At 51.4% G+C, this 15,781-nt stretch carries 11 protein-coding genes; 6 read left to right on the plus strand and 5 right to left on the minus strand.

Annotation, left to right across the window (positions count from 1 at the left end; all coding sequences use genetic code 11):
• Window positions 1–65 precede the first annotated feature (65 nt).
• Window positions 66–329 (plus strand): hypothetical protein, encoded by a 264-nt coding sequence (locus RGU75_RS13335; RefSeq protein ID WP_322236664.1) that lies wholly within the window; start codon window positions 66–68, stop codon window positions 327–329.
• Window positions 330–472: 143 nt separating this feature from the next.
• Here the strand turns inward: RGU75_RS13335 and RGU75_RS13340 are convergent, their stop codons facing one another.
• The 4 genes from RGU75_RS13340 to RGU75_RS13355 form a co-directional block, all read right to left on the minus strand.
• Window positions 473–1,834, minus strand: a complete 1,362-nt coding sequence (locus tag RGU75_RS13340; protein WP_322240512.1) for an 8-oxoguanine deaminase — start codon at window positions 1,832–1,834, stop codon at window positions 473–475.
• Between the two features lie 95 nt (window positions 1,835–1,929).
• On the minus strand, window positions 1,930–3,690 hold the full coding sequence (locus RGU75_RS13345; RefSeq protein ID WP_322236666.1) for an allantoate amidohydrolase: 1,761 nt from the start codon (window positions 3,688–3,690) through the stop codon (window positions 1,930–1,932).
• 165 nt (window positions 3,691–3,855) lie between these two features.
• Window positions 3,856–5,271, minus strand: a complete 1,416-nt coding sequence (locus tag RGU75_RS13350; protein WP_322236668.1) for a nucleobase:cation symporter-2 family protein — start codon at window positions 5,269–5,271, stop codon at window positions 3,856–3,858.
• A 201-nt stretch (window positions 5,272–5,472) separates the two neighbouring features.
• Window positions 5,473–6,411 carry a LysR substrate-binding domain-containing protein gene (locus tag RGU75_RS13355; protein ID WP_322236670.1) on the minus strand — a complete coding sequence of 313 codons (939 nt, stop codon included), beginning with the start codon at window positions 6,409–6,411 and terminating at the stop codon, window positions 5,473–5,475.
• 654 nt (window positions 6,412–7,065) lie between these two features.
• Between RGU75_RS13355 and RGU75_RS13360 the strand changes: the two genes are divergently transcribed.
• Together RGU75_RS13360 and RGU75_RS13365 are read left to right on the plus strand one after the other, a co-directional pair.
• Complete coding sequence (locus RGU75_RS13360) at window positions 7,066–8,313, plus strand: urate hydroxylase PuuD (protein WP_322236672.1); 1,248 nt, start codon at window positions 7,066–7,068, stop codon at window positions 8,311–8,313.
• A gap of 231 nt (window positions 8,314–8,544) precedes the next feature.
• Entirely contained in the window at window positions 8,545–10,179 is a 1,635-nt protein-coding gene (locus tag RGU75_RS13365; protein ID WP_322236674.1) for an aromatic amino acid ammonia-lyase, read from the plus strand.
• Window positions 10,180–10,344: 165 nt separating this feature from the next.
• Here RGU75_RS13365 and puuE read toward each other — a convergent pair whose 3' ends face one another.
• Window positions 10,345–11,292, minus strand: coding sequence for an allantoinase PuuE (puuE, locus tag RGU75_RS13370; RefSeq protein WP_322236676.1), 948 nt, complete (start codon window positions 11,290–11,292; stop codon window positions 10,345–10,347).
• A 250-nt stretch (window positions 11,293–11,542) separates the two neighbouring features.
• On the opposite strand from puuE, the gene uraH reads away from it, so the two are divergent.
• The 3 genes from uraH (at window position 11,543) to rluB (ending at window position 15,739) form a co-directional block, all read left to right on the plus strand.
• Entirely contained in the window at window positions 11,543–11,896 is a 354-nt protein-coding gene (gene uraH, locus RGU75_RS13375) for a hydroxyisourate hydrolase (protein WP_322236678.1), read from the plus strand.
• Between the two features lie 440 nt (window positions 11,897–12,336).
• Window positions 12,337–13,341: an SMC-Scp complex subunit ScpB gene (gene scpB, locus RGU75_RS13380; RefSeq protein WP_322236680.1), complete on the plus strand. Its 1,005-nt coding sequence runs from the start codon at window positions 12,337–12,339 to the stop codon at window positions 13,339–13,341.
• Entirely contained in the window at window positions 13,328–15,739 is a 2,412-nt protein-coding gene (gene rluB, locus RGU75_RS13385; RefSeq protein ID WP_322236682.1) for a 23S rRNA pseudouridine(2605) synthase RluB, read from the plus strand. The genes scpB and rluB overlap by 14 nt, the downstream gene beginning before the upstream one ends.
• Window positions 15,740–15,781 lie beyond the last annotated feature (42 nt).

Consider the following 15,781-nt stretch of genomic DNA (forward strand, 5'->3'; position numbering starts at 1 on the left):
ATTCTTATCGAACCAAGGCAGCGGCGCCCACATTAGGGCGCTGTTGCCTTTTTTTGTTTCTTGTTATGACTATCTGCGGCAGTGCGACGGGCACTGAAACCAAAGAGGTCGTTTGTCGGAGCGTGGGCGCGAGAGCGCAGGCGATTGCGGCGGCGCGGGATCAGGGGAAGTCGATGGAGGAGGTTATCGCATCGCAACGAAATGTGACAGGGCAGGCGGACGACAAGACGACCAAGGAAGCGGCAGAGCTATTGTTTCATCGTTTTAGACAGATGACACCGGAAGCAGCAGCGTTCGAGTTTTATATGGATTGCCTTGATAATGACTGAAATGTACTTCTTTATTTAGGCATCGAAAGGTATACCGCAACAGGCCAAATTGTTAGGTGAAATTAAGGTAAAGCATGCAGTAAGAAGTGAGTGCAACGATGGCGTTCGTTTTTCGAGCGCCATCTTCATTTATAAGATCTCATTTAGCGTGCAGCTTCGGCCAGACTCTGGGCCAGCTTGTTATGCCGCGCCAGCACATTCCCCAAATTTACCGTCGTCAACTGACCGTTACGCACGACAACGCGACCATTGATGACGCTGTAAGCAACATTTGAAGGCGTGCAGAATACCAGTGCAGCAACCGGGTCGTGCCACGCGCCAGCGTAGCCAACCTGGTTCAGATCAAACATAACGAGGTCGGCTGACATGCCCGGTTTCAGCGCGCCGATGTCGTCGCGATTCAATACTTTGGCACCGCCAATGGTGGCAATTTCCAATGCCTGTCGCGCAGTCATGGCGTCTGGGCCAAAACCTACCCGTTGTAATAGCATGGCTTGTCGAGTCTCACCCAGCATGTGAGCACCGTCATTAGACGCAGAGCCATCGACGCCAAGCCCAACTGAAACACCGGCATCAATCATTTTGCGAACAGGCGCGATACCAGATGCAAGGCGCATGTTTGAACAGGGACAGTGCGCAATGCCAGTGCCGGTGCGCGCAAACATATAAATACCGTCGTCGTCGAGCTGCACGCAGTGGGCGTGCCAGACATCGTGCCCGACCCAGCCGCAATCTTCTGCATATTGTGCTGGCGTCATATTAAATTTTTCACGACTATAAGCGATATCGTTGACATTTTCTGCCAGATGGGTATGCAATGACACACCATAATGACGGGCCAAAATCGCCGACTCGCGCATCAGGTCGCGTGATACTGAAAAGGGTGAGCAGGGCGCTACCACGATACGCTGCATCGCATGGCGCGCATGATCGTGATACGTCTCGATCAGGCGCTGCGTATCCTTCAGGATGGCTTGTTCGTCTTCTACCACGCAGTCGGGTGGCAGTCCACCTTTGGATTGACCGACGCTCATCGAACCCCGCGCTGCATGAAAACGCATACCGATTTGATCGGCGGCTTCGATGCTGTCATCCAACCGGCATCCATTGGGATAAATATACAAATGATCGCTGCTGGTGGTGCAGCCGGACAGGATCAATTCTGCCATCGCCGTCAGGGTTGAAACCTGTATCATTTCCGGCGTCAGATTGGCCCATATTGGATAGAGATTGGTGAGCCAGTTAAACAGTTCGCCATTCTGCGCCGCTGGAATCACCCTCGTCAGACTTTGATACATGTGGTGATGCGTATTCACCAGACCGGGGATGACGACGTGATCGGTCGCATCGATGACGTCATCGGCAGTTTGTGGCAGATCGACGCTATTGCCGACTTGCTCGATAACATTGTCACGAATGAAAACGGCACCGTCGCTGATTTCGCGACGCTGGTCATCCATGGTAACTAGTACGCGGGCATTTTTTATTAGTAAGGTGTTGGTCATCGTGTTTATATCAAAAAGTTTTTCATCAGTACCACGGGAGTAGGTGCGGCCTTCCGGACGCATCAAAGCAGTCCTAACGAATCACCAGCTCTGGTTCAGTACTTTGGTGTAAAGTTGCGCAGGAAATCCAGTAAGATTTGCGCGGATACTTCAGCATCGTCGGCGGTCATTGTCTCCAATGGATTGTGGCTGATACCACCAATACCGCAACGCGTAAATAACATTGCGACATCGGTTACCTTGGCAACCGCCATCGCATCGTGACCAGCACCGGACGCAAGTTTAAATGGACGGACGCCAGCGCGTTCAGTGGCCGCGGTCAGTTGCTCCATCAACCACGGCGCGCATGGCACAGCGGGTGCGGAGACCATTTTTTCGACGGTGCTTTCGATGGTACGACGTTGGCAGACGGTGTCAATAAATTGCAATACATCATTCACCGCCGCATCGCGAATTGTGTCATCGGCAGCGCGGATATCTAACGAGAATACACAGGCGCCGGGAATCACGTTGGTAGAGCCGTTTGGTACCTGTAGTTGACCGACAGTGCCGACCAGTGACGCATGTTGATCTTGTGCACAGCGTTGCTCGACATACAGCAATATCTCAGCGGCAGCGGTGGCAGCGTCTTTACGCATGGTCATCGGCGTTGTGCCGGAATGGCTGGCCACGCCTTTAAGCTGCACCATATAGCGGCAACTGCCGGCGATAGACGTCACAATACCAACCGGTAGATCGTGTTGCAGCAACACTGGGCCTTGTTCAATATGGACCTCGACATAGCCTAGCAATTCATTTGGATTGCGTGCCAGCGATGGAATACTCGCAGCATCGTGACCGGCGCTTTTCAAGGCGTCACGCATGCTGATGCCATCCCGGTCAATATTATCCAATAAGCCCATGTCGAATTGACCGATGACGGCGTTACTGCCAAGGAAAGTGCTTTTGAAACGCACGCCTTCTTCTTCTGAAAAACCGATTACTTCCAGATGGAACGGTAGCTTCTCGCCGCGTTCATGCAAAAGTTTAATAATAGCGATTGGAAGCAGAATACCTTCACGACCATCGTATTTACCGCCATTGCGGACGGTATCGTAGTGCGAGCCGGTAATGAGTGTCTTAGCATGCGGATTATCTGATAAATAACGGCCAACCACATTACCGACTGCATCGATATCAGCGACCATGCCAGCCTCGCGCATCCATGTGGCGAGTTGCGCGGCGGTGCGGCGATGGGCTTCGGTCATGTAAGCGCAAGTAAGGCCGGTATCGTCGTCGCTCCACGCGCCGATGATTTGCGCCCAACGCATGATCGTTTCGCCGAGTTGTGGGGTGTAGTCGAGCAACGCGTTGATGCGCATTTCGGCGATACGACCGATCTGACGCAGGGCCTCTGCTTTTTCGTCAGCAATTTGATTTTTGAGACGCCGGCTAAAAGCAGCGATGATTGCTTCGCGTGATAAACCCTGACCGTCTGCACCTTTCACTGCGAGGATGAACGGGAAAGTAAATCTAGCGTTGTAAGCCGCATTCAAATTTTGCAGCGTGGTAAATTCTTCCGGACTGCAATTGTTCAGTCCCGCTTTGGCTTGTTCGCCGGTGGACTCGGCCGTTAGTTGCCCCGAGATGGCGGCTTTCCCCGCCAACTCGGGATGGGCGCGGATTAAGCCGAGTTGCTCGTCGCTGGTCGCATCTCGTACGGTCGCTTCAAGCGCTAATTTGAGTGCAGTAATATTTAAAAAAGGACGATTGAGGGCCGCGCGTTCAGGTATCCAGGGCGAATGCTCGTAGATGCCTTGTAGTGCCGAGACGAAGGTAGTGGCTTCGCAGCCGTTGAGTTGTTCCAAAGTGGTCATTTGCTGTATCAGCGGGTCCCACCCGCGTACTCCTTAAAGATGATTTCAGTAACGGGTGGGACCCGCCTGGGCTTCAATGCCCTTTACATGCCTATATTCAATGGCAACTCATTAGCAACTCAGTGGCAACTCATTGCAGCCCAATGCCGCCGAAGTACAACGGCATTAATGATCAGAACTTTGCGCCGCGGCAACGGCATATTCGCGTGCGTGATGGGCATCGCCTTTGCCATTAAAGAACAAATTGAGTAATACCGCCATCGCTGACGCCAAGAGAATGCCGCTATGTAAAATAGTTGATAGGAACGCGGGCATTTTGTCGAAAAAACTCGGAGCTACAATGGGAATCATCCCGGCGCCGATACTGACTGCGACGATGAAAAGATTATTCCGGTTACCAACAAAATCAACTTTGGCGAGTATTTTGATACCGGTTGCAGCCACCATACCAAACATCACCAAACCAGCGCCTCCCAATACGAATTGCGGAATCGAAGCGGCAACATTTGCCATTTTTGGAAATAAACCAAATGCCATCAAAATCACGCCTGCGGTGGCGCAGACATAGCGGCTCTTCACACCAGTGACACCGACTAGGCCAATGTTTTGTGAGAAAGATGTGTAGGGAAAAGTATTGAAGACACCGCCGATGATAGATCCCAGTCCGTCGACCCGTAGTCCTCGTGCAAGCGTTTTGTCATCGATTTTCTTACCGACGATTTCACCTAACGCAATAAACATTCCGGTCGATTCAATCATGGTCACGATCATGACCAGACACAGACTGATAATCGAGCCAAGGTCAAACTTGGGCCAGCCGTAGTGAAATGGTCGAATGAGCGCAAACCAATCAGCGTCGCCGAGACCGTAGAAGCTAATTTTACCCATTGCTAAAGCGATGATGAAGCCAATGATCATGCCGACCAACACTGAGATATTGGCAATAAATCCTTTAACGTATTTGGTAATCAGCAGAATCGATATTAAGACGATCAATGCTATGCCAAGGCTGGTTGGCGAGCCGTAATCCGGATTCGGTATCTTGATGAATACGCCGTCCACCAGTTTTCCGATGATGGGTTGGCCGCCAGCAGCCCAGTTGATGCCGATACCCATCAACGAAATACCGATGACGGTAATCACGGTTCCGGTGACTACTGGTGGGAAGAATCGCATCAGGCGGCTCATATAAGGTGCGGCCAACATGCAGAAAATACCGGCAACAATCACGGCCCCGTAAATATGTACGATGCTGAGTTCTGGATTACCAGCCATCGCAACCATAGGCCCGACTGCCGCAAAGGTGACGCCCATCATCACGGGCATTTTGATACCGAAGTTCCAGAAGCCAAGGCTTTGGATAAGTGTCACCAATCCGCAACAGAAGAGATCGGCACTAATCAGAAAGGCGATGTCACTCTTCGCCAGATGGAGCGCGCCTCCAACGATTAATGGAACGGCGATTGCGCCCGCGTACATGACCAGGACGTGCTGCATGCCCAGTGCGGCGAGTTTGCCTATCGGTAGTTTTTCATCGACGGGATCGGTTGTTGTGGCTGTTGTGGCGGTGGCGGTGTTCATTGTGCGTCTCCAGAGTCTGGGATTTTTAGATGTTATTTTGTCTTGCACAATTCATGCCAGCGAGGTTAGGAAAGCGTGTTTGACCGTTCTCTTAACGCCGCGTGCGGTATGTCGTGTGTGATGTCCGATACTATAGAAAACCATCGATAGGTATATACGCATCAATTGATAGTTGATTTCAGCCTATGCATATAATCGATGTTATTTAATAATCATCGATTTAACAACCTGGCTGACCTGTTCGCGCAACCATTTATGCTCCGTTGCCTGATGTACGCGTTCATGCCACAGTTGATAAAACCGCATTGGGGGGAATTTGATCGGCAGAGTAAAACTTTTCAGCGCGAGTGTTTTTTCATAAAACTGCGCAAACTGTCGTCCGGTCGTCAATACGAGATCGGTTTGCGCTGCCATGTAGGGAAGCATGCCAAAATAGGCTGATTCCACCACGACGTTGCGGCGCATATTTTGGCGATCAAGGAAGGAGTCAATAATGCCGTGATAGCCGGGAAGAACTTGCCACGGCGCAAGGTGTGGCAAGCTCAAATAATCTTCCACAGTCATGGCATCCGGTGCCGTGCGCTTGGCATAGGCGCTATCGGCACGCATCAGGCAGACGATTGGGTCATCGAACAATTTCGATAAATGCAAATGCTGCGGTGGTTCATCCCAATTCGCAATGACGAGATCGAGGTCACCATCGGAAAGCTGGCGTACATAGTCGGTTTCTGGTCCCAGCGCATGAATTACGATGCGACTTTTAGGTGATTCGCGTCGCATTCTTGCTACGATTTCTAAAAAAAATGGCGTGTTCATATAATCTGGCGCTGCAATATGAAAGGTGCGGGCTTCGGCTTGCGGCACAAAGGCCGTCTTATGGACGAACAGACGTTCGGTCTCATCCAGTATCCGTTTAGCTGGCTTCAACAGACTTTCGCCGTGCTGGGTCGGTACCATACCGCGTGCGCCACGCACTAAAAGAGGATCGCCGGTCAGTTCGCGCAATTTACGTAATGATGCCGATATTGAGGGTTGTGGCTGATTTAACTTGAGTGCTACGCGGGATACGTTCTTTTCACAGAGTAAAAGATACAGTATGCGGATCAAATGGATATCAAGATGGTCTGGCAGCTTGGACATAATGGTTTGTCTCTTCGTGAATTGTGGCCCGTAAGTTAGCGACGCCATCCGCACTTTGTCGGACCGACGGTGCTGGTCATCCTCGTTTGCTGTTAGCGCTCGCTGTTAACACTCTCGTAGTATTGAGTCAGAGGAAGCGACGCTTCGTTGCGGGCAATGATTTTATAAGTCTCTTAATGTCTCTTATTGTGTATAAATCTAAGGATAAATAACTTTTATTCGATTTTTATATATGAATAGTCATATGTCAAATATACTTCAATTTCAATATTTTTAAAGCCAAACACGTTTATCTTTCTTAAATCCGAGTTGTTTTAAATTTCAGTGTTGCAAGCTTGCAGCACTGAGGGTCGAAACTGCGTAGGGCAAAAGAATGTGACTTCGTCAGCCTATAGTGCAAAATGCCATGCAAAATACAGTTGTAATAAGATAAAAAGCGTCGATGCATACTCGATGTAAGGCATGACGGTACGCATAAAGTGAATGCAAGTCGTAGGCAAAATCGTAGGCAAAAAACGTAGACAAAAAGAAGACGAAAGTCACAGCGGTCGTAGCGGAGCTTTAACTATTAAGTTCGCGACTTAGTTTTGAGGGGGTGGCCCTCTCTCGTCTGCAGTGCCCGCGGTGGCGGACGAGTGTAATCGTGAGGAAGACATGGATTCAATGTTAGTGTCGTATGGCGTGGAATGGCTCAATCTGCTGGTGCGCTGGCTTCACCTGATTGTCGGGATTGCCTGGATTGGTGCGTCCTTTTACTTTGTTTGGCTGGACAACTCAATCCGTCCGCCAAAGCCAGGTTCTGATCTGGCCAATAAAGGCGTCTCTGGCGAATTGTGGGCGGTCCATGGCGGCGGCTTTTATAATCCTCAAAAATATCTGGTAGCACCAGCAGAGTTGCCGGAAGAACTGCATTGGTTTAAATGGGAAGCTTACGCCACCTGGTTGAGCGGCTTTGCGATGCTTTTCATTGTTTATTATTTCAATGCCTCGGCGATGATGATCAACAAAGACGTTGCCGATTTAAGTTCATGGCAGGCAATTGGCGTTGGCCTCGGCACGCTAGTGATTGGCTGGACCGTGTATGACTTGTTATGCCGCTCCCCAATTGGTAAGCGTGACGGGTTGCTCGGTATCGTCATGTATCTGTTCATCGTCGCTGCGGCGTATGTGTTGAGTCATTTATTAAGCGGTCGTGCTGCTTATATCCACATTGGTGCCATGATCGGTACGATGATGGTCGGTAACGTATTGATGGTCATTATTCCGGGCCAGCGTAAATTGGTGGAAGCCATGCGCCTCGGTAAATCACCGGATCCTATTTACGGGAAAAAAGCCAAACAACGTAGCGTTCACAATAACTATTTCACGTTGCCAGTGCTGTTCATCATGATCAGCAATCACTATGCAATGACCTACAGTCATTCGTATAACTGGTTGGTGTTGGCAGCAATTATTGCCGCTGGCGCGTTGATTCGTCACTTTTTTAACCTGCGTCATGCTGGTCGTGTTTCCTGGGGTTATCCAGCAGCAGGTGTGGCAATCCTCGTCGTGGTGGCGATCGCGATTGCACCACGTCCGATCCAGGCTCCCGTGGCGCAAGCCGTTACCGGTTCCACAACGGCAACCGCAGCGGTCGATGTACCAGTGGCAGATATGGCGCACGTGCAAGCGATCATTACTCAGCGTTGTGTTGAGTGTCATGCAGCACAGCCAACGCAGCCCGGTTTCGCTACGGCACCTGCCGGTGTCATGCTGCAAACGCCTGATTTGATTCGTCAACATGCTGACAAAATCTTTCAGCAAGCAGTACAGTTGAGAGCTATGCCACTTGGAAATATGACCAATATCACCGATGCCGAGCGTGCATTGATCGGTGCGTGGTATCAAGCTGGTGCGAAATAATTGATCGTTGGCTTGTCAGCGTTCATCTGTTGAGCGCTGACAAGCCACACGTAACGACAAATTAACTGCTCAGCAGCGCCTGAAAATCTCATGGCGCTTTTCACCAGATTACCTTCAACAGCGATGTAAATAAGAAGCATAGCGACTGTGACGTTGCTGGCTTCCTGCTGTCTGCTGCGCGCCGTTGTGGTTGATCTTTTGCCCAGATAAAACACATTTTAGAAAGCTACTATGACGAACACCACCACTCTCACCATCGACGGTTTCACCCTCACCGCGGCGCAAGTCGTCAGCGTGGCGCGTGCGCCGCATCTGCCTGTGACGCTGGCGCAGTCTTCCCGCACGGCATTAAAAGAAAGCCGCGATTTTATCGAGGCGACCTGGATGCACGATGATGCGCCCATGATGTATAGCTTCAACACCGGCGTCGGTTTGCTCAAAGACACCCGTATCAAGGTGGAACATATCGCCTTGTTTCAGACCCAGTTGATCAAGGCCCATTGCGCCGGGATCGGCGAACCGTTCTCGGAAGAAGTCAGCCGCGCCACGATGTTGCTGCGCGCCAATGCTTTTGCGAGTAATTATTCGGCCCCGCGGGTTGAAGTGGTGGATCGTCTGCTGGCTTTTCTGAACGCCGGTATTCACCCGATCATGCCGCAAAAAGGATCGGTCGGCGCGTCCGGCGATCTGGCACCGCTATCGTATCTGGCGGCGGCCATTGCCGGTTTCGATGAAGCCGAAGTCATGTATCAGGGCCAGCGCATGCGCGCACCGCAAGCCATTACCGCAGCGGGTATCGCGCCGGTCAAATTTGATTTGCAAGCCAAGGATGCGTCGGCGCTCATTAATGGTTGCACCGCTTCGCTGGCTGTTGCCGTATTGGTGGCCCACGATGCCCGTCATCTCTTAACCGATGCCTGCCTGTCATTAGGCCTGACATTGGAAGCAATGCGGGCCGAAATGGCCGCCTTTGATCCACGCATTCAGCAGGCACGTCCCCATGCCGGTCAAATCAAAACGGCAGCGGTCGTGCGCAAATTACTCAAAGGTTCAACCCGCACCACGCATGAAGCCCGCGCCGTACAGTTTCCCGAAGAATCCCGCCGCACTGACATTCCGTACACGGCGCGGATTCAGGATGTCTACTCACTGCGTTGTGCACCGCAAGTGTACGGACCGGTGTTCGATGCGCTCGATTACATCGATAACATCGTCGACAAGGAAATCAATTCGGCCACCGATAATCCCTTGATATTCGGCAAAGAAGGTGGCGGCTTTGAAATCATTTCCGGCGGCAATTTCCATGGCCAATATCTGGCGCAGGCGATGGATTTGATGGCGATGGTGATGACGGATTTGGGTAGTATTTGCGAACGTCGCGTCGCCCGCCTGATCGATCCGACCTTGTCATGGGGCTTGCCGCGCAATCTGATGAGCGGCGTGCGTGGCGTTAATACCGGCTATCCGGTGGTGCAATGCTCGTTGAGTTCGTTGGTGATGGAAAACCGCACCTTGTGCATGCCCGGCAGCGTTGATAGTATTCCGGCCAAAGGCAACAGCGAAGACCACGTTTCCAATTCAACCTGGTGTGCCCGCAAGGCCGCCACAGTCGTGGCAAACACGCAATATATTATCGGCGTTGAAATGTTGTTAGCCGCACAAGCCCTGACGATGACCGAAACGTTGCTTCCAGACTTTGTATTGGGCCAAGGCACGCAAGCCGCCTACGAGGAAATCCGCCGCCAGATTCCGGCCTGCCTGGACGGTGACCGCTGGTTCCATGACGATATTCTGATGGCGCAGTCGTTTGTGGTCACCGGATCGGTACGTAATGCCGTGGTGGAGAAAATTGGGGCGTTTGTGTAGCTACCCAAGCAAGAAAATCGTTACCGCATGGCGTTTTACAACGCTGTGCGATAACGATTTTTTACTTTGTTGCTATCTAAAAATTCTGCGATCAGAAGCGATGGCGGATATTTCTGACCACGAGCGAAAGGGCTCGGCTATTTAAATGCCCTGTAAAAGTGGCCTTCAGAAGGGGTGTGTAGCGCGCCAGTGATTGGCGATGTCAATGCGGCGTGTGATCCAGACCTTGTCGTGGGATTGCACATAATCTAAAAAACGTGCCAGCGCTGCAGCCCGAGCCGGGCGCCCAACCATGCGGCAATGTAAACCGATTGATAGCATTTTGGGCTGGTTTAATCCTTCAGGATCGCCTTCTCTATAGAGAACGTCGAACGCGTCCTTCAGATAGTCAAAAAATTGCGTTCCGGAATTAAAACCTTGAGCGGCAGCAAAACGCATGTCGTTGGTATCCAACGTATAAGGAATGATGAGCTGAGGTTTTGTCGTCGCTTCGCCAGCATGGCCGCCGATGGTAACTTGCTCCCAAAAGGGCAGATCATCGCCATAGTTGTCTGAGTCATAGCTAAAACCGCCATGTTCCATGACCAATCTACGGGTATTGGGTGAGTCGCGTCCGGTATACCATCCCAGCGGTGCTTCGCCGGTCAACTGTTTGATGATGATGACTGCTTCGGCTATATGGGCACGTTCAGTGACTTCATCCATATTTTGATAGCTGATCCAGCGTAGGCCGTGACAGGCTATTTCATGGCCAAGTTCTTGAAAAGCCGCGGTTGCTTCCAGATTGCGCTGTAGCGCACGCGCGACACCAAAAATTGTCAGTGGTAACTTGCGCTCCTCGAATAACCGTAGCAAACGCCATAATCCAGCGCGCGAACCGTATTCATAGAGAGACTCCATACTCATGTGGCGCGCCGGAAAGCTTTGAGCGCCAATGATTTCCGAGAGGAACGTTTCCGATCCTGCGTCGCCGTCCAGTACGCAATTTTCGCTGCCCTCTTCATAGTTGAGAACAAATTGCAAAGCGACGCGGGCTTGACCGGGCCATTGCGGGTGTGGGGGGGTGCGACCATAGCCGGTCAGATCACGAGGATAATTATTAGGCATACTCATAGCGTTTTTTTGTAAATATCTTTTATTAGGTGGCCTGTAATAACCTGGACGAATTTTTTTTACACTTCTATTGCACGCGCCCGTCAATTGTTGCACGGCGGTCCCATTGCTCGTTAGCGATGGAAGACAATATTTTGAATTATGTGGCCTGATGTCATGATTAATATATGCGGGATAGTATATTGACCTTCATCCTGCGGTATATCATTTAATCTGAATTTATATTTCGTCGTCGACCTAAGGAAAAATAATGGGGAAGTTGAGCACGCATGTTTTGGACATTACACAGGGAAAGCCCGGCGCAGGAGTCAGCATTGCGTTGTATTTCGTAAACGATAATGATAAAACACTGTTGAAAAATGTCGTCACGAATACCGATGGCCGCTGCGATGTGCCGTTGTTGCAGGGTGAAGAAATGCAAGTTGGACAATATGAGTTAATTTTTTCAGCAGGTGATTACTTTGCCGCCCAAGGAGTGACTGTGCCGACTCCACGCTTTGTTGATCGTGTCACGTTGGCATTCGGGATTGCGAATCCTGATGAGAATTATCACGTACCGTTGGTGGTGTCGCCGTGGTCCTACTCAACTTATCGTGGTAGTTGATTGAATTGACCATGTATGCCTGATATTTGGGCGTACATGGTATTGAATCAGGCCTTTCATCGATATCAATTCCGCTTTCTCTGCCTGCTATGTTAGCTCAGGCGGGTGGTCACCAATGCTAATAACCAATAACATCTGCAATTCAACAACCCTCTTACAAAAGCTTGTGTTAAACTCTGCGCAATATCTTTTGGAAAAATAGTCCCGCAGGTTTTAAAATTGCCGACTACCCGAAAGAAAAGAGTAGACTGATGCAAGGCAAGCGATGATCTCGCCTCACCATCAAGTTTCTAGTCCCGCCCAATTCTGTACCTCCTCTAACGGGCGCCGGACGGCAGTATCAACGAGTTTCGATTTGATCAGGACGCAGACGGCACATTGCCGTCTTTGAGCCTACATTCTGCACATTTATTAACAAATTTAACGAATACACGTCGTACATGGATATTGTTGAGGCCAAGAAAGTCCTCGAGACAGCGCTACTCTGTGCCCATGAGCCCTTGTCAATTAATGACTTGAAGAAGCTCTATGTGGTGCATGACGACGTTGACGGTGAAGTCGATGCAAACACGATCAAATTGATGCTGGAAGAACTGCGCACAGATTGGTCTGACAAAGGTATCGAAGTAGTTTCACTGTCAACCGGTTGGCGTTTTCAAAGCCGACCAGAGATGAAGATTTATCTGGAGCGTATGAATCCGGAGAAGCCACCCAAATACTCACGTGCTGCCCTTGAAACCCTAGCTATTATTGCCTATCGTCAGCCAGTGACGCGTGGCGATATTGAAGAGATTCGCGGAGTGACGGTAAATTCTCAGACTGTGAAAATGCTCGAAGAGCGTGGTTGGATTGAGCCAATCGGTTACCGTGATGTACCGGGCCGCCCCGGCTTATTTGCCACGACTAAACAGTTTTTGGATGATCTGGGACTGACATCCCTGGATCAATTGCCGCCTTTGCAACAAGTCGCTAAAAATGATATGCAGGAAGGCACTTTGCTGGAACTGCAGGCATTAGAAGCGGATCTTGAAGCAAATCTGGCAGCAAACCGCGATGCACCGGTGCGTGCTGAAACCGTTGAATCAGTTAGTAACAGCGCGCCTGGGAGCGTGGTCGAATCTGCGGAAGTTAAGGGCGACCAAGACAACTTTTCGCATGATCTAGTGAACGATATTGAGCAGAACAGCATCTCAACAGCACTGATTGATCCGATCGAGGCGTCTGGCAACCACATTGCGGCAGTCATAGAAATACAAGAAGCAACTCCTAAACATGCGGCAGAAGCGGGCGTTACGGAAGTTATCTCAGATGAACTCGCACATATACAGCCGGCTGAATTATCAGTTGCACCTAATGAAGTTTTTACCAACGACCCAACGCCTGAGTCAGCTGATGATGTCAAGCCCGGTCCGTACAACGACGATCTAAATAATGAATCCACCTAGTTCCAATGATGCGCCGATGAACGACGCTACCGCTACCACCCCCGAGTCGAAGCCGGCTAAAAAGCCGAGAGCGCGCAAAGTGGCGCCCATTGAGGCACCATCGACGGTGGAGGTAACCGCTAAATCAACAGCCGCGAAACCGGCCATCAAGAAAACTTCCGCTGCGAAAGCAGCGAGTCCGAAGGCAAAGGTTGTGGCCGCGGTTGCCGAGCCAGTCGCTGCCAAGCCAGTTGCCAGAAAAACTGCAGCGGCAAAGACGGTTGCTGCGGTTGCTGCGCCTATATCGCCAAAGCCAGTTGCTGCGAAAACCAAAGTTGCCAAGCCGATTGCCGTTAAAGCCGCCGTTAAAGCTGCCGTTGTAGCTGCTGTAGAGCCAGCAAAAGCGCCAACCAAGCCGGTTGTGGCAAAGAGCACTGTTGCCGAGGCAGTCGTTGTTAAACCAGTGATTGCTAAACCTCCCGCACAGCCTCCTGTGGCAAAAAACGTAGTTGAAGTGGCTCCTGAAGTGGCTCTAGTTAAGCGCGCACCTCGCAAGAAGCCGGCGCCAAAAGAACTCGTCATTGAAGTCGCTCCAGAAACCTTTACGGTCGCAAAACGACCGCGCAAGCCAACTCCACAGAAGCCGGCGTTCATCATTGAGGCAATAGCCTCAGCGCCATCGATAAATAGTGTGACTGTAAGTGCGTCGGCGGCGTTTGTACCAGTTGCTTCACCACTGGATGTTAATCCTACTGACAAGCCACCCCGACGTGGTGTGCGTGGACCGCGTGCTCTGCGTAGTAATCGTGCCGCACGTGCACAAGAACTGGCTGCTCAAACGCCTGCGGTACCTTACTCAAAGCCGACACCAGCGCCTGAAGGCTCTGAGTTTTCAGAGGCTTCCGAGCCAAACGGAAATCGTGAACTGCCCGCGAACGCTACGAATTCGCCACGTGGTGAACGTAATTCAGACCGCAATCCGCGTGCCGGTGGTCGCAACGAAGGCCGCACGCCTGGTCGCGACGGCCGTAACGGTAATAGTCTCAATAGTACAAACTCACGTGATCGCCAGCAAGCTAAGAAGCCACACAATCAGCCGGGTCGTCCAGGTCAAAAAGGGCCGCAAGGCGCTCCGCGTGTCGCTGATGCGGATGAAGTGTTTTCGTTTGTTACATCGGAAGATTTCGATGATTTGGTGACCGAAGATGAGGCCGGTGAACGTGCTGGTCGCAATGCCCCTCAAAAAAATGTGCGTCGTGATCTCACTGCTGAAGACGATGCGCCGAAGCTTCACAAAGTTCTGGCTGACGTAGGTTTGGGTTCGCGTCGCGATATGGAAGAGTTGATTATCGCTGGCCGCGTTTCGGTCAACGGCGAACCTGCCCATATCGGGCAGCGTATCTTGCCAACTGATCAAGTACGTATTAATGGTAAGTTGTTACAACGTAAAGTTTCAAAACGTCCACCCCGGGTTTTGGTCTATCACAAGCCATCCGGTGAAATCGTCAGTCATAACGATCCAGACGGGCGCCCATCGGTATTTGATCGCTTGCCCAACATGAAGGCCGCCAAATGGCTGGCTGTTGGTCGACTCGATTTCAATACTGAAGGATTATTGCTATTCACGACTTCCGGCGATTTAGCCAATAAATTGATGCATCCACGCTACAACATTGACCGGGAGTACGCAGTACGTACGCTTGGTGAGTTAGAGCAAGGTATGCGCCAGAAATTACTGGCAGGCGTTCAGCTCGACGACGGTACAGCGCAGTTTTCGAAGATTGCTGATGGCGGCGGCGAAGGAATCAACAAATGGTATCGCGTGACGATCGGCGAAGGCCGTAACCGCGAAGTACGTCGGATGTTCGAAGCAATTGGTTTAACTGTTTCCCGCCTGATTCGTACCCGTTACGGCGCGATGACATTGCCGCGTGGTTTAAAACGCGGTCGATGGGAAGAGCTGGACGAAAATGCTGTGCGAGCGATGATGGCCGCTAACGGCTTGGAAAAAATAGCCGCACCGGGCGCTGGCAATAAGGGGCGCGACGACGCAAGAGAGCGTGATCGTGAGCCAAACGGGAACCGTGCCAGTAGCAGCTATCCGACTAATCCAGGCCAAGGCCCAGGATTTAACCGCGCCCCAAGTCAAGGTCAAGGTTACGGACAACCGCGCCAAAATCAGGGCCGTGGTCCAAATCAAGGTCAGGGCGGTCAGAGTGGACAAGGCTCTGGCCAAGGTGGACGTCCTCCGCAAGGTCAGCGTAGTCGCCAGCCGGATCCAATGCAAACGGCATTAGGTTTTCCAGACGCCGGACAGAGACGCAACAACAACTCACGTCCTGCCCGTCCTCCTGGTGGCAGAACGCCAGGTGCGGATTATCAAGGTGTACCCGGTTCGCCGCGTCGCCGTCCGCGGTAAGCACTTATCCCGCTAGCGTGCGATGAGCGCCTGGTGGGATGT

Source organism: Glaciimonas sp. CA11.2, from assembly GCF_034314045.1.
In the GTDB taxonomy this organism is placed as follows: domain Bacteria; phylum Pseudomonadota; class Gammaproteobacteria; order Burkholderiales; family Burkholderiaceae_D; genus Glaciimonas.